The sequence below is a fragment of the Acidovorax sp. Leaf160 genome (assembly GCF_001424265.1).
GTDB lineage: Bacteria > Pseudomonadota > Gammaproteobacteria > Burkholderiales > Burkholderiaceae_C > Paracidovorax.
The window spans coordinates 1-19,977 of record NZ_LMOV01000007.1 but is presented as its reverse complement, the minus strand read 5'-3'; the positions used below and the strand labels follow the sequence as shown (position 1 = coordinate 19,977).

Sequence of the window (19,977 nt, the reverse complement as noted above, 5' to 3'; positions counted from 1 at the left end):
CCGCTTACGCAGTGAGGGCCGCTTTCATTTGTTCCAGACGGGCTTTGACCGAGGTGTCCAGCACCTCGTCACCCACCACTACGCGAATGCCGCCGATCAGGGATTCGTCCACCTGGACCGAAGAGACACTCAGCTTGCGGCCGAAGCGCTTTTCCAGCGCTGCATCCAGGCCCGCCAGAGCGGTGGCATCCAGCGGGAAGGCGCTGTACACCACGGCATCGGAAGAGCCGTTGCGCTGGTTGACCAGCGCGCGAAACTGCGTCGCCACTTCAGGCAGTGCGTCCACCCGGCCGTTGTCGATGATCACGCGCAGGAAGTTGCGCGCCGCATCGGGCAGCAGGTTGCGCACCACACCCGCGATCACGTCGAACACCTGGTCCGACGTCACCTTGGGGTTCTCTGCGAGCTGGCGCAACTGCGGGTTGGCGGCAATCGCCGCCATCTCTTCCACCCAGGCGACGGTGCCGTTCAGGTCAGTGCCCGGCGTGGCGGTGCTGGCCTTGAAGAGCGCTTCCGCGTAAGGGCGGGCAATGGTGGCGAGTTCTGCCATGGTTGCGCGCTCCTTACAGCTCGGTCTTCAGGCGGTTCAGCAGATCCGCGTGGACGCCGGCATTGACTTCCTTGCGGAGGATCTGCTCGGCACCCTTCACCGCCAGGGCCGCGACCTGCTCACGCAGGGCTTCGCGGGCCTGGATGGTTTGCTGCTCGGCATCTGCACGGGCGGCGGCAACGATCTTGTTGCCCTCTTCCGTGGCTCGCGCCTTGGCTTCTTCGATGATGGCCTGAGCGCGGCGGTCGGCGTCCGCGATCCGCGATGCCGTCTCGTTGCGCGTCTGGGCCAGTTCCTTTTCCACGCGCTGGTTCACAGCGGTGAGTTCGGACTTGGCGCGGTCGGCGGCAGCGAGGCCATCGGCGATTTTCTGGGCTCGCTCATCCAGCGCCTTCGCGATCGGGGGCCACACGAACTTCATCGTGAACAGCACCAGGATCAGAAAGACGATGGCCTGAACGAACAGGGTCGCGTTGATACTCACGGCAACACCTTTCTATTTGGGCGTTGAACGGAGCTTAGGCCAGGACGAAGGGGTTGGCGAAAGCGAACAGCAGGGCGATGGCAACGCCGATCAGGAAGGCGGCGTCGATCAGACCGGCCAAGATGAACATCTTGGTTTGCAGTTCGTTGATCAGTTCAGGCTGGCGAGCGGAAGCTTCGAGGTACTTGCCACCCATCAGAGCGATACCGATCGAAGCGCCGATAGCGCCCAGACCCACGATCAGACCACAAGCCAGAGCGACGAGACCGAGAATGTTTTCCATGATGACTCCTAGGATGAAAGAAAGAAAGAAAAGTTAAAGGGAAACGAGAGAGACAAAAGACTCAGTGAGCGTCATGCGCCTGGCCGAGGTAGATCAGCGCAAGCATCATGAAGATGAAGGCCTGCAGGGTGATCACCAGAATGTGGAAGATCGCCCAGATAGAGCCCGCAATGATGTGCCCCAGGGGGAGCAACACACCGGAAAGCGACATGGCTGCCGCGCCGCCCATCAGGGCGATCAGCATGAACACCAACTCACCAGCGTACATGTTGCCGAACAGCCGCATACCGTGCGACACCGTCTTGGCAACGTATTCAATGATCTGCATGAGCAGATTCACCACGCCCAGGATCAGGGCGAAGATGGGATTCTTGCTGGTGCCGAAAGGCGCGGTAACCAGTTCGTGCGCCCAGCCGCCCAGGCCCTTGATCTTCACGCTGTAATACAGGCACAGCACCAGCACGGCGAAGGACAGGCCCAGCGTGGTGGACAGGTCGGCGGTCGGCACGACACGCAGGTAGGCATGGTGCGGATCATGGCCGGCGGCGCCGTAGATCTGCGCCCAGATGGCGGGCAGCAGGTCGACCGGCAGCATGTCCATGGCGTTCATCAGAAAGATCCAGACGAACACGGTCAGCGCCAGCGGCGCGATGAACTTGCGGCTCTCGGCATTGTGGATGTTGGCCTTGGCCTGGTTGTCCACCATTTCGACCAGGATCTCCACCGCAGCCTGGAAACGGCCCGGCACGCCGGAGGTGGCCTTGCGGGCGCACATCCAGAACGTGAACAGAGCGATCACACCGAGAACCAAACCCACGATGACGGAGTCGTAGTTCACCACGGAGAAATCGACGATGGACTTCTGCTTGATGTTCTGGAGATGCTGCAAGTGGTGAACGATGTATTCACTGGCAGTCGGGGCGTGCGCTTCTGCGGCCATCGGACAACTCTTCTCTCAAATATCAACCGGTTTGCGAACACCGGGCCGCACTATGAGCGCGATCCAGTACGTTTTCATCGTCACTACCATGCCGACCAGCAGCGCCAGCCAGCTCAGCTCCGGCACCAGCCGGGACGCCGCCGCCAGCATGGCGACGGTCATTGCAATCTTCACCAACTCCCACCCCATCAGCCCCACCAGCACGGCACCCGCGGAAGCCCGCTGACGCGCCATACCCCTGGCGAACAGGGCAGCAGGAATAACGACGGCCAGCGCGCCGTAAGCGGCAGACCAGGCGACGTGGGGCTTGCCGGACACCAGCCAAGCCAGCAAGGCTACGGCGATACCGACCAGGGCCTGACAGCCAACGATCCGCCAGACAGAAATCGGTGGATTGCGTTGCCGCCACTGGTGCGCTTCTTGCGCAGTCAGGGGCTTGAAGTCGGCATCCTGAGCCTCAGTTTCCGTTACGGGAGCGGTTGATTTCGTCATGGAATGCCGCTCGCCTTGAAGACCGAAACTTTCACAAAGCCCCTGATTATAAGTAAAAACCCATGCGAATCCGCAATGCCTTGTGACAGAGGGGCACTCCGGTGCCCCTCTGCGGGGCGATCCACGCACATTCCGGGGCTGTCCGCGCACCGGCGTGGTGCCTGCGGCAGGCGGGTGGACAGGCGGGGCGCCCTGGCCGTAGGCAACCGGCGAACACTGGCCCCGTGTCACCCCGTGCTGCAGGGTGGCAGCACACTGTGACAGCCCCGCGACTGAAAGAGCCCTCAGACTTTGCAGGGCATGTCGCACAATGCCAACGTCGGCACACTTGGCGCACCCGTCCATTGCCGCAATTTCTTTTCGAGCCATGACCCAGCCTCCCACCCCTTTCGATGCCGCAAACCCTGAAACCGACGCCGTTGCCGGCGACGCGCGCAAGGATTCGCTGATCGAGTATCCGTCGCAGTTTCCCATCAAGGTGATGGGACAGAAGGTGGACGGCTTCGTCGGCGCCATCACGGAAACGGCACGGCGCTTCGACCCGGACTTCGATGCTTCGACCATCGAACTGCGCGACAGCCGGGCGGGCAAGTACCTAGGCGTGACGATCACCGTCACCGCCACCAGCCGCGAACAACTGGACGACCTGTACCGCGCCCTCTCCTCGCACCCGCTGGTCAAGGTCGTCCTCTGACGCCGGCACGCCCCGGTCAGACCCGGCCATGATGGAGCCGCGCTTTCTCGGCCGCGCCGACTACGCCGAGACGGTGGACGCCATGCAGCGCTTCACGCAGGAGCGTGGCGACGGCACGCCCGACGAACTCTGGATCTGCGAGCACCCGCCCCTCTACACCCAGGGTGTGGCGGGCCAGGCCAGCCACTTGCTGGCCCCGGCCGACATTCCGGTCTTCGCCAGCAACCGGGGCGGCCAGGTGACCTATCACGGACCGGGCCAGGTGGTCGCCTATCCGTTGGTCGATCTGCGCCGCGCGGGCTACTTCGTCAAGGAATACGTCTATCGCATCGAAGAGGCGGTGATCCACACGCTCGGCCATTTCGGCGTGACGGGCCACCGCGTGACCGGAGCGCCGGGCATCTACGTGCGGCTGGACGACCCCGGCAGCCACGCGCTCCTGCCCCAACGCCCCCAGCATGCGGGCGCTGCGGGTCATGTTGCAGCGCCCGATTTCACCGGCCTCGGCAAGATCGCCGCACTGGGCATCAAGGTGACCCGGCACTGCACCTACCACGGCGTGGCGTTGAACGTGGACATGGACCTGGAGCCCTACTCGCGGATCAACCCTTGCGGCTATGCAGGGCTGGCCACGGTGGACCTTTCTACAATCGGGGTCCACACCACCTGGGACGAGGCCGCCACCGTACTGGCGGGGCAACTCGCCACGCGCCTCGCTCCCTGATCTGCAAGACCTGCCATGAGCACTCCCGAAGTCGTCCGCGAAGCGCAATCCTCCGCCACCTACAACCCGCTGGCCAAGCAGAAGGCTGCGGCCAAGCTGTCGCGCATTCCGATCAAGGTCGAGCAGGGCGAGGTGCTGAAGAAGCCCGAGTGGATTCGCGTCAAGGCGGGCTCGCCCACCACGCGCTTCTACGAGATCAAGGAGATCCTGCGCGAGCACAAGCTGCACACGGTCTGCGAAGAAGCCTCATGCCCGAACATCGGCGAATGCTTCGGCAAGGGCACGGCTACGTTCATGATCATGGGCGACAAGTGCACCCGCCGCTGCCCCTTCTGCGACGTGGGCCACGGCCGCCCCGACCCGCTGGACAAGGACGAGCCGCTCAACCTGGCGCGCACCATCGCCGCCCTGAAGCTCAAGTACGTGGTGATCACCAGCGTCGATCGCGACGACCTGCGCGACGGCGGCAGCGGCCACTTCGTCGAGTGCATCCGCAACATCCGCGAGCTCTCGCCCGCCACGCAGATCGAGATCCTGGTGCCCGACTTCCGCGGCCGCGACGACCGAGCGCTGGAGATCCTGAAGGCAGCGCCACCGGACGTGATGAACCACAACCTGGAAACGGCGCCGCGCCTCTACAAGGAAGCGCGCCCCGGCTCCGACTACCAGTTCAGCCTGAACCTGCTCAAGAAGTTCAAGGCGCTGCACCCCGGCGTGCCGACCAAGAGCGGCATCATGGTGGGCCTGGGCGAGACGGACGAAGAGATCCTGCAGGTGATGCGCGACATGCGCGCGCACGACATCGACATGCTGACCATCGGCCAGTACCTCGCGCCCTCCAACAGCCATCTGCCGGTGCGTCGCTACGTGCACCCCGACACCTTCAAGATGTACGAGCAAGAGGCCTACAAGATGGGCTTCACCCACGCTGCCGTAGGTGCGATGGTGCGCTCCAGCTACCACGCGGATCAGCAGGCTCACGCAGCCGGCGTGGTCGCGGCCTGAGCGGAGCACTGCGGTCCGGCACGGGCGGCAAATTGGCCGTGAATGGGCCGTGAATAGGCGGTGAATGGGCGGCACATCCGCCTGCCGCCCCCACCGGTCTCAGCCCCTGCCTCGATCCGGTGAGGCCCTTGCGGACGCAGCGCGACGCGGCGTCAACTGCCCGCCCTCATGCGCATGCCGCCAGGGGCGCCAGCGTCACGCCCTCTGCGATGCACACCCGATTGCGGCCGCCCCGCTTGGCTGCGTAGAGCGCCTCGTCGGCCCGTCCATAGGCGCAGTCGAAATCGCTGCCCGCCTCGGCCACGCAGAGGCCGAAGCTCGCGGTGATGCGGCTGGCATCAGGCAGTGCGAACGGATGGGCCTCGATGGCGCAGCGCAGGGCGTCGGCCACTGGGAGCGCATCCGCCAGCCCCAGGCCCGGCAGCACCACGGTGAATTCTTCTCCGCCCACACGGCCGACTTGCGCGCAGCGGGGCACCACCGCTTTCAGGCAGTCCACCACCCCCAGGATGACCCGGTCTCCTACCGGATGGCCGAAGCTGTCGTTGACGCGCTTGAAGAAATCGATGTCCAGCACGATCAGCGCCAGGCCACCGCCGCGCAGTCGCCGGTTCACCTGCTCGATGATGGCCGCCCGGTTGAGCACGCCGGTCAGCGGGTCGTGGTTCGCGCGGAATTCCAGCTGCGCCGCCAGGTCCTGCAAGCGCATGTTCAGCTGGTTCATCTCCAGCTCTGCCCGGTCGCTGCGGCGCACCAGCCGGCGGGTTTCCCGCAGCAGGCGTTCGTAGGCCGACAGCAGTTCCCCCAGGGCCTGGTGGCAGGGTGCACGATCGTCGGCCCCGCCGTGGGCGCGGTGCACCTCGCGTGCTGCCTGCAGCGCCTGGTGTTCGGCATCGAACAGATCGGGCGGCGCAGCCTCGGGCGCATGCTGGGGCATCAGGCGGCACTCACGGGATGGGTGGTGAAGCGGAGTGCGGGGAAGTCTTCGCTGAGCTCCTGGCCGAATTCGAGGATGGTGTCGTCCTCTTCGTCGTGGTACCAGCGCACGGCCACGTCATTGCCTTGTGCAGCCGCCTCGCTCAAGGCCTCGATGAGGTTGAACAGCATCTTGGTGCTGGAGCTGTTGAAGTAGGCGAGCGCAATGCTCACCTCGATCCTGCGTCCCGACTGTTCGGCCAGATAGGCCCTGAGCTGCGTGAGGATGCCGCCATAGAACGCGGCGGCATTCTCGGGATAGGACTCGCCGCGCAGGCTGAGTGCGTGGTTGTCGAATTGGAAGTCCACCTCGGGGGAGCTGGGGGTCGGGGCGATATAGAGGTTGTCCATCTGTGTTCTCGATTCGTGTCCGGCAGGCGCACTCAGATCGCGGCCTTCAGGTAGAACACGGGGGGTTTGCCGGCCTCCTGGGCGGGGTCGAAGTCGAACTCCAGCGGCTCCCGGGCGTCGCGCGCCATGGTGAGAAAGCCCATGCCCGCGCCCTTGCTGCCTTCGGGGCTTTCTTCGCGCAGGGTCTGGCGATACGCCTGCTTGACTTCGTCCAGCGTCATGCTGCGCAGCGTGTCCAGCTTGCCCCGCAGCTCATCGGCGATGCGGGGCTCGACCGGATTGGCGCACACCACCGTGAAGCTGCCGTCCGCCTCGCGGCGAATGCATACCGACCCGTGCCGCAGCTCGCCGTTGTCCTGGCTGGCGGGCGTCAGGGCATCCGCCGAGTAATGCACGATGTTCTGCGCCATCTCCACGAAAGCCGAAAACAGCTTGCGCCGCGTGGGCCCGGCCACGCCGGCCACCTCCAGCTGCAGCTTCACCGCATCGGCCATGGCGGCGATGATGGTCTGCGAGAAGTAGCCCACGTAGTAGAAGATGACCTGGTGCTGGCGGGCCAGCTGGAAGAAGGAGCCGTATTTTTCGGCGATCTGGTGGGAGGGCATATCCGGTGTCCGTCTCAGGTACGAAAGCAAAAGAAAGTCAGGTCGTCGCGGCGGTGCTGCTCGCCCTGCCAGTCGCGCAGCGCGTCCAAAACGCGCTGGTTGATCTCCGCAGGCGTGCCGTGCCGGTGTTCGTACAGCAGCTCGCGCAGCCGGCGCTTGCCCAGGGCGATGGCGCGCGGGCCGCCGACCTGGTCGATCAGCCCGTCGGTGGTGATGAAGACGAGCGTCCCGGGCGGCAGCAGCACTTCCTGGTTGGTCCAGCGGTGGTCGAAAGCGCTGTCCACATAGCCGACGCCCGTGCGCTGGCCTTCCACGACGTCCACTTCGCCCGCGCCAGGGCGCACGAGCATGAGCGCGAGACGTGCGCCGGCGAAGACCAGCCGTCCCTGCGCTGGCTCGAACCAGAAGCAGGCGGCGTCCATGCCGTCGTCCGACCCCGGCGTGGCGTCCTGCCCATCCAGCTGGCCGAGCATCTGCTTGATGCTGCGGTTCACGCTGCCCAGCAGCAGGGCAGGATCCCGCGGGCCGTGCTGCTTGATGGCCTGGCCCAGGTTGGTGGAGGCGATCAGGGTCATGAACGCGCCCGGCACGCCGTGTCCGGTGCAGTCGGCCACGGTGGCAAACCAGCCCTCGCCCTCGGTGCTGAACTGGTAGAAATCGCCCCCGACGACGTCGCGCGGCTCCCACACCAGGTGCGCACCGGGGCAGACCCGCGCCAGCGCGTCGAGCGAGCTGCGCAGCGTGGAGCGCTGAATCACGCTCGCGTAGTCGATGCTGTGCATGATCTGCTGGTTGCGCGCCGCCTGCATGTCGGCCACCACGCGCATCAGCTGCAAACCGTGGCCCACGCCGGCATAGGCGCCCCGCTCGGTGATGATGAAGCCGTCCGACATGGCTTTTTCGCCGCACTCCACCGTCCGGAAGGTGAGCGCCTCGATGTCGAGCGTCGACTCCACGACCAGCGGCTCCTTGTCCATGAAGGCGATGCAGCTCTTGCGGCCGTACAGCTCCATGCGGAACGGCTTGCTCATCTGCGACAGGAAGATGTTGCGGTTGATGAGACCGATGGGCTGCGCGCCTTCGACCACCGGCAGGCTGACCAGGTCGCGGTGCTGGCCGAACACCTCCATGACCTGCTCGTTGGTCTGGTCGGCGGTCATGCAAGGCACGGCGTTGCACAGGTCCGCGGCGCTGGGCTGACGGAAACGGGGCCGGAAGCCGCTCAGATACTCGGGAGTTGCGGACATGGGGGCTGCCAATCTAGGTCGGCCGATGCTAGCCAGGGAACATGTCGGTTCAGTGACTGCTTCGTGAAGGGCCGGCCCCGTGGCGGGGCGCCTCGAAACAACGCCTGGTCGCGCCCGCCGCATGGGGCCGACCGCCCATCGCCCGGACAGGGCGCGGCGGGAACCTGCCTGAGCGGTCCCGCCCCACCCCCTCCTGCGCCCGCTACCCGGTGGTCAGCTCATCTGCTGCCGGCTACCCGGACGCCAGCAGCGCCGCGGGATCGTCCGACTCCAGCACCTGCCGGGCCCATGCCGCGAGCTTGCGGGTGTCGGCACGCAGCACCTCCTGCTTCACGGCAAGGATCTGCGCCGGATGCATCGAGAAGCTGCGCAGCCCCAGGCCCAGCAGCAGCCGGGTCATGGTCACGTCACCCGCCGTTTCACCGCACACGCACACGCTCTTGCCGAGCGCGTTGCCGGCAGCGATCACATCCGCCACCAGGCGCAGCACCGCCGGGTGCAGCGGGTCGTACAGGTGCGCGACCGCTTCGTCCACGCGGTCGATGGCCAGGGTGTACTGGATCAGGTCGTTGGTGCCGATCGAGAGGAAGTCGAAATGGCGCAGGAAGCTGCGCACGATGAGCGCAGCCGCCGGGACTTCGATCATCGCGCCCAGCTGGACGGCGCCGTACGTGGCGCCGCGTGCATCGAGTTCGGCGCGGGCGAGGTCGACCTGCGCCAGGGTCTGGCGGATCTCGGTGACGTGCGCGAGCATCGGAAACAGCAGGTTCACCGGCCCGTGCGCGGCAGCCCGCAGCACGGCGCGCAGCTGCGTGCGGAACATCGCCGGATCGGCGAGGCTCCAGCGGATGGCGCGCAGGCCCAGCGCGGGGTTCAGGTGCGTGTCCTTGTGGGACTTGTCGAGCGGCTTGTCGGCGCCTACGTCGATGGTGCGCAGCGTGACCGGCAGGCCCTGCATGCCCTCGACCGCCTCGCGGTAGGCCTGGTATTGCGCCTCTTCGTCGGGCAGGTGGCCGGCCCGGTCCATGAACAGGAATTCGCTGCGAAAGAGCCCCACGCCGACCGCGCCCGCACGCACCGCCACGGCGGCGTCGGCCGGCTGTTCGATGTTGGCGAGCAGCTCGATGGGCTGGCCGTCGAGCGTGACAGCGGGGGTGTGGCGCAGGCGCGAGAGGCGCTCGCGCTCGAGCGAGCCCTGCCGCTGCCGGAAGCCGTATTCCGCCAGGATGATGGCGGACGGATCGACGATCACCACGCCGGCGTCGCCGTCGATGATGACCCAGTCGTCCTGCCGCACCAGCTGGCTGGCGGCGCGCGCACCCACCACGGCCGGTATGTCCATGCTGCGCGCGACGATGGCGGTGTGCGAGGTCTTGCCCCCCACATCGGTCACGAAACCGGCGAAGACGCTGCGCTTGAACTGCAGCATGTCGGCCGGCGACAGATCGTGCGCCACCAGCACCAGCGGGACGTCCACCGTGTCGTCGAGCAGCAGTTCCTGCCCCAGCTTGCGGCGCGCGCCGCCGCCGGGGGGCGCCACCGGGCTGGCCACGCCCTTCATGTGCCGCAGGATCCGCTCGACCACCTGTTCCAGGTCGGCCTTGCGCTCGCGCAGGTATTCGTCCTCCATCTCGTCGAACTGGCGCGCGATGATCTCCAGCTGCGTGGTGAGCGCCCATTCGGCGTTGTAGAGCCGGTCGGTGATCCAGTGCTTGACGCCGCTCACCAGCGCTTCGTCCTGCAAGAGCATCAGGTGCACGTCCAGCAGCGCGGCCAGTTCGGGCGGCGCGTCGGGCGGCATGTCGGCCTGCAGGCGCTGCAGCTCGTCGATCACCGCATTGCGGCCGTTGCGCACGCGCACGATCTCGGCGGCGACCTGATCGGCTTCGATGAAGTAGTGCGCCACGTCGATACGGCTGGAGGCGACCAGCACCGCCCGGCCGATGGCGATGCCGCGCGACACCGGCAGGCCGTGGATGGAGAACGTCATGCGCGGGCTCCTGCGCCCCGTGGCCGGCCCGCCGCCCCTCCCGCCCACCGGCGAGCGTGCCGAGCCACGGCGCCCCCCAGCATCATTCGCCTTCGCCGAACTTGCCGTCGATCAGTGCCACGAGTGCGTCCATGGCCTCTTGCTCGCGCGCGCCGTCGGTTTCGAGTTCCACGGCCGACCCCAGCCCGGCCGCCAGCATCATCACGCCCATGATGCTCTTGGCGTTGATGCGGCGCTCACCGCGCGACAGCCACACGTCGCACGGGAAGCTGCCGGCCAGCTTGGTGAGCTTGGCGGACGCCCGGGCGTGCAGGCCGAGCTTATTGCTGATGGTGATAGTTTTCTTGATCATGGTGAGACCGTCGGATCTGATTCTGGGGCGCCGAGATGGCCACCTGCATCACCCCCTGCGTGCCGCCGACCACGGCGCGCGCGACCAGGGCTTCCAGCGATTCGGCCCGGTAGCTCACGGCGCGCAGCAGCATGGGCAGGTTGGCGCCGCAGACCAGGCGCGAGGTGTGGCCGTCCACCAGCCGCTGGGCAACATTGCAGGGTGTGGCGCCGAACACGTCGGTCAGCACCAGCGTGGGCCGGTCGTCCTGCTGCTCCATGAGGATGCGGGCCGCTGCCAGCGATTCCTCCGGGGACGCAGCCGGGTGGACGTCCAGCGCCACCACGTCGTCGGCACAGTCGGCGAACACATGCAGCGCGCATTCGCGCAGGGCATGGGCCAGGGGAGCATGGGCGATGAGGAAGATGCGCGTCGTGGTCATGGCAGGCAGGTGTGGCCCGCATTATGGCGCCGGGCCCGCCGCCAGCCCGTCGCACGGGCGCGCGGGCGTGCGGGCGCGTGGCCGGGCATCCGCACACGGACGGACCCCGCCCCTCATTGCAGTGCCAGTCCGGCGAAGAACGTGTCGGCCACCGCCGGGCGGGCGGCGGGCGCATAGACCACGGCGTGATAGAGATGCATCTCGCTGCCCTGCAGTCGGCCGAACCACGCGGCGTGCGCCGTGATGGGGGTGCCGCCCGGCGTGCGACCTTGCGCCGTGACGCGGACCGCAGACGGCAACGCGAGCGCTTTCGGCGGTGCGAAGGCTTCCGCGGCGGTGGCGGCGTCAGCGGCGGGGACGGGCTGCGCCTGCATGCGGGACAGCACGGCCCCGCGCCATCGCACCAGCGCCGCATCCGCCTCGGCCGGGCCAGGGCCGCGCAGATGCGACACGGCGAAGGTCGCCCCGTCCGCATCGCATCCCCAGAGGGACAGGTCGGCCTTGTGGCCGCCCAGGTCCACCGGCCGCACCGCATGGTCGGGCTTGCAGGGCAGGAGCGCGACCAGGCCTGCGTCTTCCAGCGTCACCGTGCGCCAGTTCAGTGCGGGGCTGCAGCCGCTCAACGCGACCAGGCAGGCAAGTGCTGCGGGCCCTGCCGCGCTGTGAACTTTCATGCAGGCGATTATCGGCACGCGGCGGGGCGGCGTGCGGACACAGCCGCGCATGCCTGACGCAGGTCAATGCAGTGCGCCGGAGTGCGCCGGCGAGCGCCGGCCGCGCGAACTTCCGGCTCCGGCGGCGATCCGACCGAGACACCTGATTTACCGCTGCTGCACAATGCGGCGAGCTTCCCCTCCGGTGTCCCCTCCTCCTGTGGCGGGCGGAGGCCCGCACCGCATCACCCCTTGAGAGAGACGACCTATGCGCATCACCCATGGACTGGCCGCCGCCGCGATCGCGGCCTGCGCCGCCGTCGCGGGCTGGATCTTCCTGTCCACCGGCAAGGCCGCTGCGCCGCCCTCCACTTTCGTGCTGCTGGACGGCACACGCCAGACCACCGACGACCTGCGCGGCAAGGTGACGCTCGTCAACTTCTGGGCCACGAGCTGCGTCACCTGTGTGGCCGAGATGCCCGAGATCGTCGCCACGCACCAGAAGTATCAGAGCCAGGGCTACGACACGCTGGCCGTGGCGATGAGCTACGACCCGCCCAGCTACGTCGTCAATTTTGCCGAGACGCGCAAGCTGCCGTTCAAGGTCGCCATCGACAACACCGGCGCCGTCGCCCAGGCCTGGGGCGACGTCAAGCTGACGCCCTCGACCTTCATCGTCAACAAGCACGGCGAGATCGTGAAGACCTATGTCGGCGCTCCGGACTTTCCCGAACTGCACAAGCTCATCGAGCGCTTGCTGGCGGAGACCTGATTCCTTGTCCCCAGGGCAGCGCCCTCGGGCTGGAGTTTCAATCATTTGGGCCTCCAGCGCCCTTGCAGCCTCGGTACACTGCTATTAATAGCATAGCATCCTGGAGGTGAGTACCGGTGCCCCTCGCCTGGGCGCCGGTGGTTGGCCCGGAGCACGCCTGCGGCCCCAGCACGTACCCCTCACGGAATCGCGCCCGCTACACTGGCCGCTTGTTTCGTTCTCCCTGGGTCGGCCCGCCTGCGCTCGGCCGACGCATCCTGCCCCGTGGACCACACGCCCGCCGTCACCCTGCTGACCCCCACCCGCGCCGACGAGATGGCTGCCGTGCAGGCCATCTTCCGCGAGTACGCCGACTCGCTGGGCGTCGACCTGGCCTTCCAGAATTTCGAGGCCGAGCTCGCCGGCCTGCCCGGTGACTACGCGCCGCCCCGCGGGCACTTGCTGCTGGCGCAAGTGGACGGCAGCATCGCCGGCTGCTGTGCGCTGCGGCCGATGGACGCCGCCGACTACCCCAATGCAAGCGAGATGAAGCGGCTGTACGTGCGCAAGCCGTTCCGCGGCTTCGGCCTGGGCCGACAGCTCGCCGAAGCCACGCTGGATGCAGCCCGGCAGGCGGGCTATGCCTGCGTGCTGCTCGACACGCTGGACGGCATGGAATCGGCCCGGGCTCTGTACGCTGACCTGGGCTTCGAAGAGATTCCACCCTACTACCACAGCCCGCTGGAGGGCTCGCACTACCTAAAGGCGGACATCGACTGAGACGCAGCTGCGCCGGGGCGGGTGGCGCTTCACTGGTACGAATAGCCCACCCGACGCTGCGCGCTCTCCGCCGTCACCCGCCGATGCAATGGCGGGGAGCGACGGCGCCGAACGCCTCTAGTCACACTTTCCGCCGCGAGCGCCTACGCTCGCTATGCGGCGTGCTATTGAATGAATAGCAAAGTATCTCCCGGCCTCGCCGCGGGTCGACGCCGGCCCGACAGAGTCGCGAACCGGCTCCCATCCTGCCGCCCGGAATGCAGCGCGCCGGGCAAGCCATGAGCAGCCCGGCGCGGTGGAATCGTCTGGCCGGCGCGGCCTGGGCCGATCAGGCCTGGGCCTGGCCCAGCAGCGTGGCTGCGTCGCTCACCTCGAACTTGCCCGGTGCCTCGACGTTCAGCGAGACGACCTTGCCGTCCTTGACCAGCATGGAGTAGCGGTTGCTGCGCAGCCCCAGGCCCTTGCCGTTCAGGTCCAGCGTCAGGCCGGTGGCCTTGGCGAAGGCCGCATCGCCGTCGGCCAGCATGCGGACCTTGCCGTTCGTCTTCTGGTCGCGCGCCCAGGCGCCCATCACGAAGGCGTCGTTCACGCTCAGGCACCAGATTTCATCGACACCGGCGGCCTTGAAGGCGTCGGCCTGCTCCACGTAACCCGGCACATGCTTGGCCGAGCAGGTGGGCGTGAAGGCACCAGGCACCGCGAAGACGGCAATGGTCTTGCCAGCAGTGGCTTGGGACACGTCCACGGCGTTGGGGCCGAGGCTGCAGCCGTTGCCTTCGACTTCGGAATACTCCATCAGGGTGGTGGCTGGCAGTGCGTCGCCGACTTTGATCATGTCTATCTCCTCAGGGTGATGAATGGTTGATTGAGAGAGCGAGGAACGGAGGGAAGACCGCAACCCGCCCGAAGCCATTCGGGAATAAAAAAAACGACCCACATTGTGGGTCGTTTTTCAGGGATGTGCAGTCTGGCGGCCTTGCGGGCCCGCCAGTGCAGCGATCAGAGCAGGCCGGCCTTCTGGACCAGACGGGTCGCAACCCAGTTCTTGGTCTTGGACAGGGGACGGCTCTCGGTGATCTCGATCGTGTCGCCCAGCTTGTACTCGCCATTTTCATCATGGGCGTGGTACTTGCTCGACTTCGCGACGATCTTGCCGTAGAGCTCATGCTTCACACGGCGCTCGACCAGCACGGTCACGGTCTTTTGACGCTTGTCGCTGACCACCTTGCCAATCAAGGTGCGCTTGAGGGATCTTTTAGCTTCCGTCATGTGGGCTCCTCTTTACTTGGCGGCTTGCTTTTCAGCAAGGATGGTCTTGGCGCGGGCGATATCACGACGGGTGATACGCAGCGTGTTCGTGTTGGCCAGTTGTTGCGTGGCCTTCTGCATGCGCAGACCGAAATGCGCCTTTTGCAAGGACTTGATTTCGGCTTCGATGCCAGCGACGTCTTTTTGGCGCAGTTCAGCAGCTTTGGTCATTTCAATTCTCCTGATCAAGCGCCGATTTGACGAGCCACGAACGTGGTGCGCAGCGGCAGCTTGGCAGCAGCCAGGCGGAACGCTTCACGGGCCAGTTCTTCCGGAACGCCAACGATCTCGAACACCACCTTGCCGGGCTGGATTTCAGCCACGTAGTACTCGGGGTTGCCCTTACCGTTACCCATACGCACTTCTGCGGGCTTGGTGGAGATCGGCTTGTCGGGGAAGACGCGGATCCAGATACGGCCACCACGCTTCACGTGGCGGGAGATCGCACGGCGTGCGGCCTCGATCTGGCGGGCCGTCAGACGGCCACGGTCCGTGCACTTCAGGCCGAAGTCGCCGAAGGCCACCGAGTTGCCACGGGTGGCAACGCCGGTGTTACGGCCCTTCTGCTCTTTGCGGTACTTGCGGCGAGCGGGTTGCAGCATCTTTATTCTCCTTTGCCGTCCGCTGCTGTAGCGGGCGCGTCAACCTTGCGAACGCGCTTAACGGCGGTGTTATCGGCGCCACCGGCACCGGCGGGCTTGTCGCTGCCGTCTGCGGGAGCCGCATTGGCACCCACGGGACGGCGTGGACCACCACGGCCAGCGCCTGGACGGTCGCCACCTGGGCGGCCATCGCGGCGTGGACCACGGGGACGGCGCTCTTCTTCAGGACGCGGCGTCTCTGCGGCTGGCAGATCGTTGCGGCCCAGCGTGTCGCCCTTGTAGACCCAGACCTTCACGCCGATCACACCATAGGTGGTCTTGGCTTCGGAGGTGCCGTAGTCGATGTCGGCGCGCAGGGTGTGCAGTGGCACACGGCCTTCGCGGTACCACTCGGTACGTGCGATTTCGATACCGTTCAGACGGCCAGCCGACATGATCTTGATGCCTTGGGCACCCAGACGCATGGCGTTTTGCATGGCGCGCTTCATGGCGCGGCGGAACATGATCCGCTTTTCCAGCTGCTGGGTGATGCTGTCGGCGATCAGCTTGGCATCGATTTCAGGCTTGCGCACTTCTTCGATGTTCACTGCGACAGGCACGCCCAGGCGGGTAGCCAGTTCACGCTTGAGGTTCTCGATGTCCTCGCCCTTCTTGCCGATCACCACGCCCGGACGTGCCGAGTAGATGGTGATGCGTGCGTTCTTGGCAGGACGCTCGATCAGGATGCGCGAGACGGCGGCGTTCTTCAGCTTGGCCTTCAGGTATTCGCGCACCTTGATGTCTTCGGCCAGCATGCCGGCGAAATCACGGTTGCTTGCGTACCAGCGGCTGGCCCAGTTGCGGCTGACCGCCAGGCGGAAGCCGGTAGGATGGATTTTCTGTCCCATAGTCTTCCGAGCCTTTAGTTGCCGACCGTCACGTACACATGGCACGTGGGCTTGCTGATGCGGTTGCCGCGGCCCTTGGCGCGCGCGGTGAAGCGCTTGAGCGTCGTGCCTTGTTCGACGTAGATGGTCTTGACCTTCAGTTCGTCGATGTCGGCGCCGTCGTTGTGCTCAGCGTTGGCGATGGCGGACTCCAGAACCTTCTTGACGATGCCGGCAGCTTTTTTCTGCGTGAATGTCAGGATGTTCAGGGCTTGATCGACCTTCTTGCCGCGGATCAGATCTGCGACCAGACGGCCCTTGTCGACCGACAGACGGACGCCCCGGAGGACTGCACGTGTTTCAGACATGGTCGTTCCTTACTTCTTGACTTTTTTGTCAGCGGGGTGACCCTTGAAGGTGCGCGTCAGGGCGAATTCGCCCAGCTTGTGGCCCACCATCTGGTCGGTGACATAGACCGGCACGTGTTGCTTGCCGTTGTGAACGGCGATGGTCAGACCGATGAAATCGGGCAGAACCATGGAGCGACGCGACCAGGTCTTGACTGGTTTCTTGTCCTTGGTGGCCACGGCCTTTTCGACCTTCGCCAGCAAGTGGTGGTCAACAAACGGACCCTTTTTGAGAGAGCGAGTCATTTGTTATCCCTTACTTCTTGCGACGCGACACAATCATCACTTGTGTGCGCTTGTTGTTGCGGGTGCGATAACCCTTGGTCAGATTGCCCCAAGGATCGACAGCATGGCGGCCTTCGCCGGTACGGCCTTCGCCACCACCGTGCGGGTGATCCACCGGGTTCATGGCCACGCCGCGAACCGTCGGACGAATACCCATCCAACGCTTCACACCGGCCTTGCCCAGTTGGCGCAGGCTGTGTTCTTCGTTGGCCACTTCGCCAATGGTGGCGCGGCATTCGATGTGGATCTTGCGCACTTCACCCGAGCGCATACGCACCTGGGCATAGACGCCTTCACGGGCCAGCAGCGTTGCCGAAGCACCCGCCGAGCGGGCGATCTGCGCACCGGCACCGGGCTTGAGCTCGATGCAGTGGATGGTCGAACCCACGGGGATGTTGCGGATGGGCAGCGTGTTGCCTGCACGGATCGGGGCTTCCGAACCGGACATCAGCGTTGCGCCGGCTTCCAGGCCACGCGGAGCGATGATGTAGCGACGCTCACCGTCGGCATAGCACACCAGAGCGATGTGGGCCGTACGGTTCGGGTCGTACTCAACGCGTTCGACCTTCGCAGGAATGCCGTCCTTGTTGCGCTTGAAGTCCACCACGCGGTAGTGGTGCTTGTGGCCACCGCCCTTGTGACGGGTGGTGATGTGACCGTTGTTGTTACGGCCGGCCTTCTGGAACTGAGGCTCCAGCAGGGGGGCGTAAGCGTCACCCTTGTACAGGTGGTCACGCGTGACCTTCACCACGGCACGTTGGCCAGGCGAGGTCGGTTTCATTTTGATGACTGCCATTTACGCGGCCTCCCCGGACAGGTTCAGCTCTTGGCCTTCCTTCAGCGTCACGTAGGCCTTGCGCACGTTGTCGCGGCGACCCATCGTCTTGCCAAAGCGCTTGGCCTTGCCTTTGGTGTTCACCACAGAAACGCCCTTGACCTCGACCTTGAACATCAATTCCACAGCGGCCTTGATTTCGGGCTTGGTAGCGTTCTGCAGCACCTTGAACGTCACAGCATTGGACTTCTCGGCAACCATGGTGGCCTTTTCGGACACGATGGGAGCGACCAGCACCTGCATCAGACGGCCTTCGTCAAACTGGATCGTGCTCATGCGAACATCTCCTTGAGTTTGTCGATAGCGCCCTTGGTGACGAGCACTTTCTTGTAGTGCACCAGCGACACGGGATCTGCGTAACGTGGTTCGACGATGAACACGTTCTTCAGATTGCGCGAGGCGAGGTACAGGTTTTCGTCCACTTCTTCAGCGATCACCATCACCGATTGCAGATTCATCGCCTTGAACTTGTCGGCCAGGACCTTGGTCTTCGGCGAGTCGATCGTCAGCGAGTCCACCACGGCCAGGCGGCCTTCGCGGGCCAGCTGGGACAGGATGGCGGCCATGCCGGCGCGGTACATCTTCTTGTTGATCTTCTGCGTGAAGTTTTCTTCAGGCAGGTTCGGGAAGATGCGACCGCCCCCACGCCACAGAGGCGAGGAGGTCATACCGGCGCGAGCGCGGCCGGTGCCCTTTTGCTTGAAAGGCTTCTTGGTCGAGTGGCGAACCTGCTCGCGGTCCTTCTGGGCGCGCGTGCCTTGGCGGCCGTTGGCCTGGTAAGCGACGACGATCTGGTGCACCAGGTCTTCGTTGAATTCACGACCGAACACGGTCTCAGGGGCATCGAACTTGGATGCGGCCTGGCCTTGGTCATTCAGGAGTTCGAGCTGCATTAGTTCGCTCCTTCAGCGGCTTTGGCCTTGACTGCGGGACGCACCGTCACGAAGCCACCCTTGGAGCCCGGAACAGCGCCCTTGATCAAGAGCAGTTGGCGTGCTTCGTCGATACGAATCACGTCGAGGTTTTGCGTGGTGACCGTCACGTCGCCCAGATGGCCCGTCATGCGCTTGCCCGGAAACACGCGACCTGGGTCTTGTGCCATACCGATCGAGCCGGGGACATTGTGCGAACGGCTGTTACCGTGGGAGGCGCGCTGCGACGACATGTTGTGGCGCTTGATCGTGCCGGCGTAGCCCTTACCGATCGAGGTGCCTTGCACATCGACCTTCTGGCCCACTGCGAACACGTCAGCCACGGGCACGGCGGCACCGGCGGCGTACTTGCCGGCGGTTTCAGCGGTCACGCGGAATTCGCGGATGATTTCACCGGCTTCGACACCCGCCTTGGCGAGGTGACCGGCTTCTGGCTTGGTCACGCGCGATGCTTTGCGCGAACCGAACGTGACCTGCAGGGACACGTAGCCATCGTTCTCTTCGGTTTTGATCTGGGTCACGCGGTTGTTGGACACATCCACCACCGTGACAGGCACTGCGTCCCCGTCATCGGTGAACAGACGCATCATGCCCACCTTGCGACCCAGCAACCCCAGGGAGTTGCTCAGACTCATTGGTTTTCTCCAAAACTTTCACCGCCTCGACTTCAATTGGCCAAGGCGTTTGCACGGTCGGCCGCACTGAAAGTGCATTACCTGCGTGCGCGAAAGAAGGTTGATAAAACTTCGCCGCGCTGCGCACCTCTAAAAGATGCGCAAAAAAGGCGAAGCCGCAAAGTATAACGCGGACTGCCTTTTCAGGCAAGTCCGCGTTATAGGAAGGGCGCAGCGTGAACGCCGCGCCACGGTTCAGCGCAATTACTGCAGCTTGATCTCGACGTCCACGCCAGCCGGCAGGTCGAGCTTCATCAGGGCGTCGACCGTCTTGTCGGTCGGGTCCACGATGTCCATCAGACGCTGGTGGGTGCGGATTTCCAGCTGGTCGCGCGACGTCTTGTTGACGTGCGGCGAACGCAGGATGTCGAAGCGCTTCATGCGCGTCGGCAGGGGCACGGGGCCCTTGACGATGGCGCCGGTGCGCTTGGCGGTGTCGACGATTTCAGCGGCGGACTGGTCGATCAGCTTGTAATCGAAAGCCTTCAGGCGGATGCGGATCTTTTGCTTGGACATGGCAGTTCCTTTATTGCTTAAATATTAAGCAATGACCTTGGCCACGACGCCGGCGCCGACGGTACGACCGCCTTCACGGATAGCGAAGCGCAGACCTTCTTCCATGGCGATGGGGTTGATCAGCTTGACGGTGATCGACACGTTGTCGCCAGGCATGACCATTTCCTTGCCTTCTGGCAGCTCGATGGCGCCAGTGACGTCGGTCGTGCGGAAGTAGAACTGTGGCCAGCAGCACGAACTCGCCAAACTTGCCCT

30 protein-coding genes and 1 pseudogene are annotated in these 19,977 nt (G+C 65.2%); 5 read left to right on the top strand and 26 right to left on the bottom strand.

Annotation, left to right across the window (positions count from 1 at the left end):
* Positions 1–4: 4 nt before the first annotated feature.
* From ASF94_RS05020 to ASF94_RS05000, 5 genes are all read right to left on the bottom strand, one after another.
* On the bottom strand, positions 5–550 hold the full coding sequence (locus ASF94_RS05020) for a F0F1 ATP synthase subunit delta (protein WP_056662519.1): 546 nt from the start codon (positions 548–550) through the stop codon (positions 5–7).
* A 13-nt stretch (positions 551–563) separates the two neighbouring features.
* The gene (locus ASF94_RS05015) at positions 564–1,034 is read right to left on the bottom strand and encodes a F0F1 ATP synthase subunit B (protein ID WP_056662516.1); all 471 of its coding nucleotides are present in this window, start codon (positions 1,032–1,034) and stop codon (positions 564–566) included.
* Between the two features lie 34 nt (positions 1,035–1,068).
* Positions 1,069–1,317: a F0F1 ATP synthase subunit C gene (gene atpE, locus ASF94_RS05010; protein WP_011793551.1), complete on the bottom strand. Its 249-nt coding sequence runs from the start codon at positions 1,315–1,317 to the stop codon at positions 1,069–1,071.
* Between the two features lie 61 nt (positions 1,318–1,378).
* On the bottom strand, positions 1,379–2,257 hold the full coding sequence (gene atpB, locus ASF94_RS05005) for a F0F1 ATP synthase subunit A (RefSeq protein WP_056662513.1): 879 nt from the start codon (positions 2,255–2,257) through the stop codon (positions 1,379–1,381).
* Between the two features lie 15 nt (positions 2,258–2,272).
* Complete coding sequence (locus ASF94_RS05000) at positions 2,273–2,749, bottom strand: ATP synthase subunit I (RefSeq protein ID WP_056662511.1); 477 nt, start codon at positions 2,747–2,749, stop codon at positions 2,273–2,275.
* Between the two features lie 367 nt (positions 2,750–3,116).
* Here ASF94_RS05000 and ASF94_RS04995 point away from each other — a divergent pair, with 367 nt between their 5' ends.
* From ASF94_RS04995 to lipA, 3 genes are read left to right on the top strand one after another with little or no spacing between them, the layout of a single operon-like run.
* The gene (locus ASF94_RS04995; protein ID WP_056662508.1) at positions 3,117–3,443 is read left to right on the top strand and encodes a YbeD family protein; all 327 of its coding nucleotides are present in this window, start codon (positions 3,117–3,119) and stop codon (positions 3,441–3,443) included.
* 31 nt (positions 3,444–3,474) lie between these two features.
* Positions 3,475–4,167: a lipoyl(octanoyl) transferase LipB gene (gene lipB, locus ASF94_RS04990; protein WP_056662507.1), complete on the top strand. Its 693-nt coding sequence runs from the start codon at positions 3,475–3,477 to the stop codon at positions 4,165–4,167.
* Between the two features lie 15 nt (positions 4,168–4,182).
* Positions 4,183–5,172 (top strand): lipoyl synthase, encoded by a 990-nt coding sequence (lipA, locus tag ASF94_RS04985; protein ID WP_056662504.1) that lies wholly within the window; start codon positions 4,183–4,185, stop codon positions 5,170–5,172.
* Between the two features lie 166 nt (positions 5,173–5,338).
* Here the strand turns inward: lipA and ASF94_RS04980 are convergent, their stop codons facing one another.
* The 8 genes from ASF94_RS04980 to ASF94_RS04945 form a co-directional block, all read right to left on the bottom strand.
* A complete protein-coding gene (locus ASF94_RS04980) occupies positions 5,339–6,109 on the bottom strand; it encodes a GGDEF domain-containing protein (RefSeq protein WP_056662501.1) in 771 nt (256 codons plus the stop codon).
* A complete protein-coding gene (locus ASF94_RS04975; protein WP_056662497.1) occupies positions 6,109–6,498 on the bottom strand; it encodes a DUF1987 domain-containing protein in 390 nt (129 codons plus the stop codon). The genes ASF94_RS04980 and ASF94_RS04975 overlap by 1 nt, the downstream gene beginning before the upstream one ends.
* 32 nt (positions 6,499–6,530) lie before the next feature.
* Entirely contained in the window at positions 6,531–7,103 is a 573-nt protein-coding gene (locus tag ASF94_RS04970; RefSeq protein ID WP_056662493.1) for a SiaB family protein kinase, read from the bottom strand.
* A gap of 14 nt (positions 7,104–7,117) precedes the next feature.
* Positions 7,118–8,350: a SpoIIE family protein phosphatase gene (locus tag ASF94_RS04965; protein ID WP_056662490.1), complete on the bottom strand. Its 1,233-nt coding sequence runs from the start codon at positions 8,348–8,350 to the stop codon at positions 7,118–7,120.
* Between the two features lie 232 nt (positions 8,351–8,582).
* Positions 8,583–10,340 carry a phosphoenolpyruvate--protein phosphotransferase gene (ptsP, locus tag ASF94_RS04960; RefSeq protein ID WP_056662487.1) on the bottom strand — a complete coding sequence of 586 codons (1,758 nt, stop codon included), beginning with the start codon at positions 10,338–10,340 and terminating at the stop codon, positions 8,583–8,585.
* 82 nt (positions 10,341–10,422) lie between these two features.
* Positions 10,423–10,692 carry an HPr family phosphocarrier protein gene (locus ASF94_RS04955; protein ID WP_056662483.1) on the bottom strand — a complete coding sequence of 90 codons (270 nt, stop codon included), beginning with the start codon at positions 10,690–10,692 and terminating at the stop codon, positions 10,423–10,425.
* Positions 10,661–11,113, bottom strand: a complete 453-nt coding sequence (locus ASF94_RS04950; protein ID WP_056662480.1) for a PTS sugar transporter subunit IIA — start codon at positions 11,111–11,113, stop codon at positions 10,661–10,663. The genes ASF94_RS04955 and ASF94_RS04950 overlap by 32 nt, the downstream gene beginning before the upstream one ends.
* 113 nt (positions 11,114–11,226) lie before the next feature.
* A complete protein-coding gene (locus ASF94_RS04945; RefSeq protein WP_056662477.1) occupies positions 11,227–11,787 on the bottom strand; it encodes a hypothetical protein in 561 nt (186 codons plus the stop codon).
* A gap of 247 nt (positions 11,788–12,034) precedes the next feature.
* Here ASF94_RS04945 and ASF94_RS04940 point away from each other — a divergent pair, with 247 nt between their 5' ends.
* The gene (locus tag ASF94_RS04940) at positions 12,035–12,538 is read left to right on the top strand and encodes a TlpA disulfide reductase family protein (RefSeq protein ID WP_056662474.1); all 504 of its coding nucleotides are present in this window, start codon (positions 12,035–12,037) and stop codon (positions 12,536–12,538) included.
* Positions 12,539–12,853: 315 nt separating this feature from the next.
* The gene (locus ASF94_RS04935) at positions 12,854–13,297 is read left to right on the top strand and encodes a GNAT family N-acetyltransferase (protein ID WP_369818634.1); all 444 of its coding nucleotides are present in this window, start codon (positions 12,854–12,856) and stop codon (positions 13,295–13,297) included.
* A gap of 328 nt (positions 13,298–13,625) precedes the next feature.
* Here the strand turns inward: ASF94_RS04935 and ASF94_RS04930 are convergent, their stop codons facing one another.
* The 13 genes and pseudogenes from ASF94_RS04930 to ASF94_RS04870 all read right to left on the bottom strand — a co-directional run.
* A complete protein-coding gene (locus ASF94_RS04930; RefSeq protein ID WP_056662467.1) occupies positions 13,626–14,132 on the bottom strand; it encodes a peroxiredoxin in 507 nt (168 codons plus the stop codon).
* 164 nt (positions 14,133–14,296) lie between these two features.
* Entirely contained in the window at positions 14,297–14,566 is a 270-nt protein-coding gene (gene rpsQ, locus ASF94_RS04925) for a 30S ribosomal protein S17 (RefSeq protein WP_056662464.1), read from the bottom strand.
* Positions 14,567–14,578: 12 nt separating this feature from the next.
* The gene (gene rpmC / locus ASF94_RS04920) at positions 14,579–14,776 is read right to left on the bottom strand and encodes a 50S ribosomal protein L29 (RefSeq protein WP_056662461.1); all 198 of its coding nucleotides are present in this window, start codon (positions 14,774–14,776) and stop codon (positions 14,579–14,581) included.
* 14 nt (positions 14,777–14,790) lie between these two features.
* Positions 14,791–15,207 carry a 50S ribosomal protein L16 gene (gene rplP / locus ASF94_RS04915; RefSeq protein ID WP_056662458.1) on the bottom strand — a complete coding sequence of 139 codons (417 nt, stop codon included), beginning with the start codon at positions 15,205–15,207 and terminating at the stop codon, positions 14,791–14,793.
* A gap of 2 nt (positions 15,208–15,209) precedes the next feature.
* Positions 15,210–16,094: a 30S ribosomal protein S3 gene (gene rpsC / locus ASF94_RS04910; RefSeq protein ID WP_056662455.1), complete on the bottom strand. Its 885-nt coding sequence runs from the start codon at positions 16,092–16,094 to the stop codon at positions 15,210–15,212.
* A 14-nt stretch (positions 16,095–16,108) separates the two neighbouring features.
* Complete coding sequence (gene rplV, locus ASF94_RS04905) at positions 16,109–16,441, bottom strand: 50S ribosomal protein L22 (protein WP_005796970.1); 333 nt, start codon at positions 16,439–16,441, stop codon at positions 16,109–16,111.
* 9 nt (positions 16,442–16,450) lie between these two features.
* Complete coding sequence (rpsS, locus tag ASF94_RS04900; RefSeq protein WP_027997031.1) at positions 16,451–16,726, bottom strand: 30S ribosomal protein S19; 276 nt, start codon at positions 16,724–16,726, stop codon at positions 16,451–16,453.
* Between the two features lie 10 nt (positions 16,727–16,736).
* Entirely contained in the window at positions 16,737–17,561 is an 825-nt protein-coding gene (gene rplB, locus ASF94_RS04895; RefSeq protein ID WP_056662452.1) for a 50S ribosomal protein L2, read from the bottom strand.
* Positions 17,562–17,876, bottom strand: a complete 315-nt coding sequence (gene rplW, locus ASF94_RS04890) for a 50S ribosomal protein L23 (RefSeq protein WP_056662449.1) — start codon at positions 17,874–17,876, stop codon at positions 17,562–17,564.
* Positions 17,873–18,493: a 50S ribosomal protein L4 gene (gene rplD, locus ASF94_RS04885; RefSeq protein ID WP_056662448.1), complete on the bottom strand. Its 621-nt coding sequence runs from the start codon at positions 18,491–18,493 to the stop codon at positions 17,873–17,875. Before rplD ends, rplW begins: the two co-directional genes overlap by 4 nt.
* A complete protein-coding gene (gene rplC / locus ASF94_RS04880) occupies positions 18,493–19,167 on the bottom strand; it encodes a 50S ribosomal protein L3 (RefSeq protein ID WP_056662445.1) in 675 nt (224 codons plus the stop codon). The genes rplD and rplC overlap by 1 nt, the downstream gene beginning before the upstream one ends.
* A 243-nt stretch (positions 19,168–19,410) precedes the next feature.
* Positions 19,411–19,722 (bottom strand): 30S ribosomal protein S10, encoded by a 312-nt coding sequence (rpsJ, locus tag ASF94_RS04875; protein ID WP_005796953.1) that lies wholly within the window; start codon positions 19,720–19,722, stop codon positions 19,411–19,413.
* Positions 19,723–19,746: 24 nt separating this feature from the next.
* Positions 19,747–19,977 (bottom strand): annotated as a pseudogene (locus ASF94_RS04870) (hypothetical protein); the annotation flags it as partial.

What these genes read in the sequence shown, in the direction of transcription:
- ASF94_RS05020 (WP_056662519.1), bottom strand. Translation starts at nt 550, where the DNA reads ATGGCAGAACTCGCCACCATTGCCCGCCCTTACGCGGAAGCGCTCTTC.
- atpE (WP_011793551.1), bottom strand. Translation starts at nt 1,317, where the DNA reads ATGGAAAACATTCTCGGTCTCGTCGCTCTGGCTTGTGGTCTGATCGTG.
- atpB (WP_056662513.1), bottom strand. Translation starts at nt 2,257, where the DNA reads ATGGCCGCAGAAGCGCACGCCCCGACTGCCAGTGAATACATCGTTCAC.
- ASF94_RS05000 (WP_056662511.1), bottom strand. Translation starts at nt 2,749, where the DNA reads ATGACGAAATCAACCGCTCCCGTAACGGAAACTGAGGCTCAGGATGCC.
- ASF94_RS04995 (WP_056662508.1), top strand. Translation starts at nt 3,117, where the DNA reads ATGACCCAGCCTCCCACCCCTTTCGATGCCGCAAACCCTGAAACCGAC.
- lipB (WP_056662507.1), top strand. Translation starts at nt 3,475, where the DNA reads ATGGAGCCGCGCTTTCTCGGCCGCGCCGACTACGCCGAGACGGTGGAC.
- lipA (WP_056662504.1), top strand. Translation starts at nt 4,183, where the DNA reads ATGAGCACTCCCGAAGTCGTCCGCGAAGCGCAATCCTCCGCCACCTAC.
- ASF94_RS04980 (WP_056662501.1), bottom strand. Translation starts at nt 6,109, where the DNA reads ATGCCCCAGCATGCGCCCGAGGCTGCGCCGCCCGATCTGTTCGATGCC.
- ASF94_RS04975 (WP_056662497.1), bottom strand. Translation starts at nt 6,498, where the DNA reads ATGGACAACCTCTATATCGCCCCGACCCCCAGCTCCCCCGAGGTGGAC.
- ASF94_RS04970 (WP_056662493.1), bottom strand. Translation starts at nt 7,103, where the DNA reads ATGCCCTCCCACCAGATCGCCGAAAAATACGGCTCCTTCTTCCAGCTG.
- ASF94_RS04965 (WP_056662490.1), bottom strand. Translation starts at nt 8,350, where the DNA reads ATGTCCGCAACTCCCGAGTATCTGAGCGGCTTCCGGCCCCGTTTCCGT.
- ptsP (WP_056662487.1), bottom strand. Translation starts at nt 10,340, where the DNA reads ATGACGTTCTCCATCCACGGCCTGCCGGTGTCGCGCGGCATCGCCATC.
- ASF94_RS04955 (WP_056662483.1), bottom strand. Translation starts at nt 10,692, where the DNA reads ATGATCAAGAAAACTATCACCATCAGCAATAAGCTCGGCCTGCACGCC.
- ASF94_RS04950 (WP_056662480.1), bottom strand. Translation starts at nt 11,113, where the DNA reads ATGACCACGACGCGCATCTTCCTCATCGCCCATGCTCCCCTGGCCCAT.
- ASF94_RS04945 (WP_056662477.1), bottom strand. Translation starts at nt 11,787, where the DNA reads ATGAAAGTTCACAGCGCGGCAGGGCCCGCAGCACTTGCCTGCCTGGTC.
- ASF94_RS04940 (WP_056662474.1), top strand. Translation starts at nt 12,035, where the DNA reads ATGCGCATCACCCATGGACTGGCCGCCGCCGCGATCGCGGCCTGCGCC.
- ASF94_RS04935 (WP_369818634.1), top strand. Translation starts at nt 12,854, where the DNA reads ATGGCTGCCGTGCAGGCCATCTTCCGCGAGTACGCCGACTCGCTGGGC.
- ASF94_RS04930 (WP_056662467.1), bottom strand. Translation starts at nt 14,132, where the DNA reads ATGATCAAAGTCGGCGACGCACTGCCAGCCACCACCCTGATGGAGTAT.
- rpsQ (WP_056662464.1), bottom strand. Translation starts at nt 14,566, where the DNA reads ATGACGGAAGCTAAAAGATCCCTCAAGCGCACCTTGATTGGCAAGGTG.
- rpmC (WP_056662461.1), bottom strand. Translation starts at nt 14,776, where the DNA reads ATGACCAAAGCTGCTGAACTGCGCCAAAAAGACGTCGCTGGCATCGAA.
- rplP (WP_056662458.1), bottom strand. Translation starts at nt 15,207, where the DNA reads ATGCTGCAACCCGCTCGCCGCAAGTACCGCAAAGAGCAGAAGGGCCGT.
- rpsC (WP_056662455.1), bottom strand. Translation starts at nt 16,094, where the DNA reads ATGGGACAGAAAATCCATCCTACCGGCTTCCGCCTGGCGGTCAGCCGC.
- rplV (WP_005796970.1), bottom strand. Translation starts at nt 16,441, where the DNA reads ATGTCTGAAACACGTGCAGTCCTCCGGGGCGTCCGTCTGTCGGTCGAC.
- rpsS (WP_027997031.1), bottom strand. Translation starts at nt 16,726, where the DNA reads ATGACTCGCTCTCTCAAAAAGGGTCCGTTTGTTGACCACCACTTGCTG.
- rplB (WP_056662452.1), bottom strand. Translation starts at nt 17,561, where the DNA reads ATGGCAGTCATCAAAATGAAACCGACCTCGCCTGGCCAACGTGCCGTG.
- rplW (WP_056662449.1), bottom strand. Translation starts at nt 17,876, where the DNA reads ATGAGCACGATCCAGTTTGACGAAGGCCGTCTGATGCAGGTGCTGGTC.
- rplD (WP_056662448.1), bottom strand. Translation starts at nt 18,493, where the DNA reads ATGCAGCTCGAACTCCTGAATGACCAAGGCCAGGCCGCATCCAAGTTC.
- rplC (WP_056662445.1), bottom strand. Translation starts at nt 19,167, where the DNA reads ATGAGTCTGAGCAACTCCCTGGGGTTGCTGGGTCGCAAGGTGGGCATG.
- rpsJ (WP_005796953.1), bottom strand. Translation starts at nt 19,722, where the DNA reads ATGTCCAAGCAAAAGATCCGCATCCGCCTGAAGGCTTTCGATTACAAG.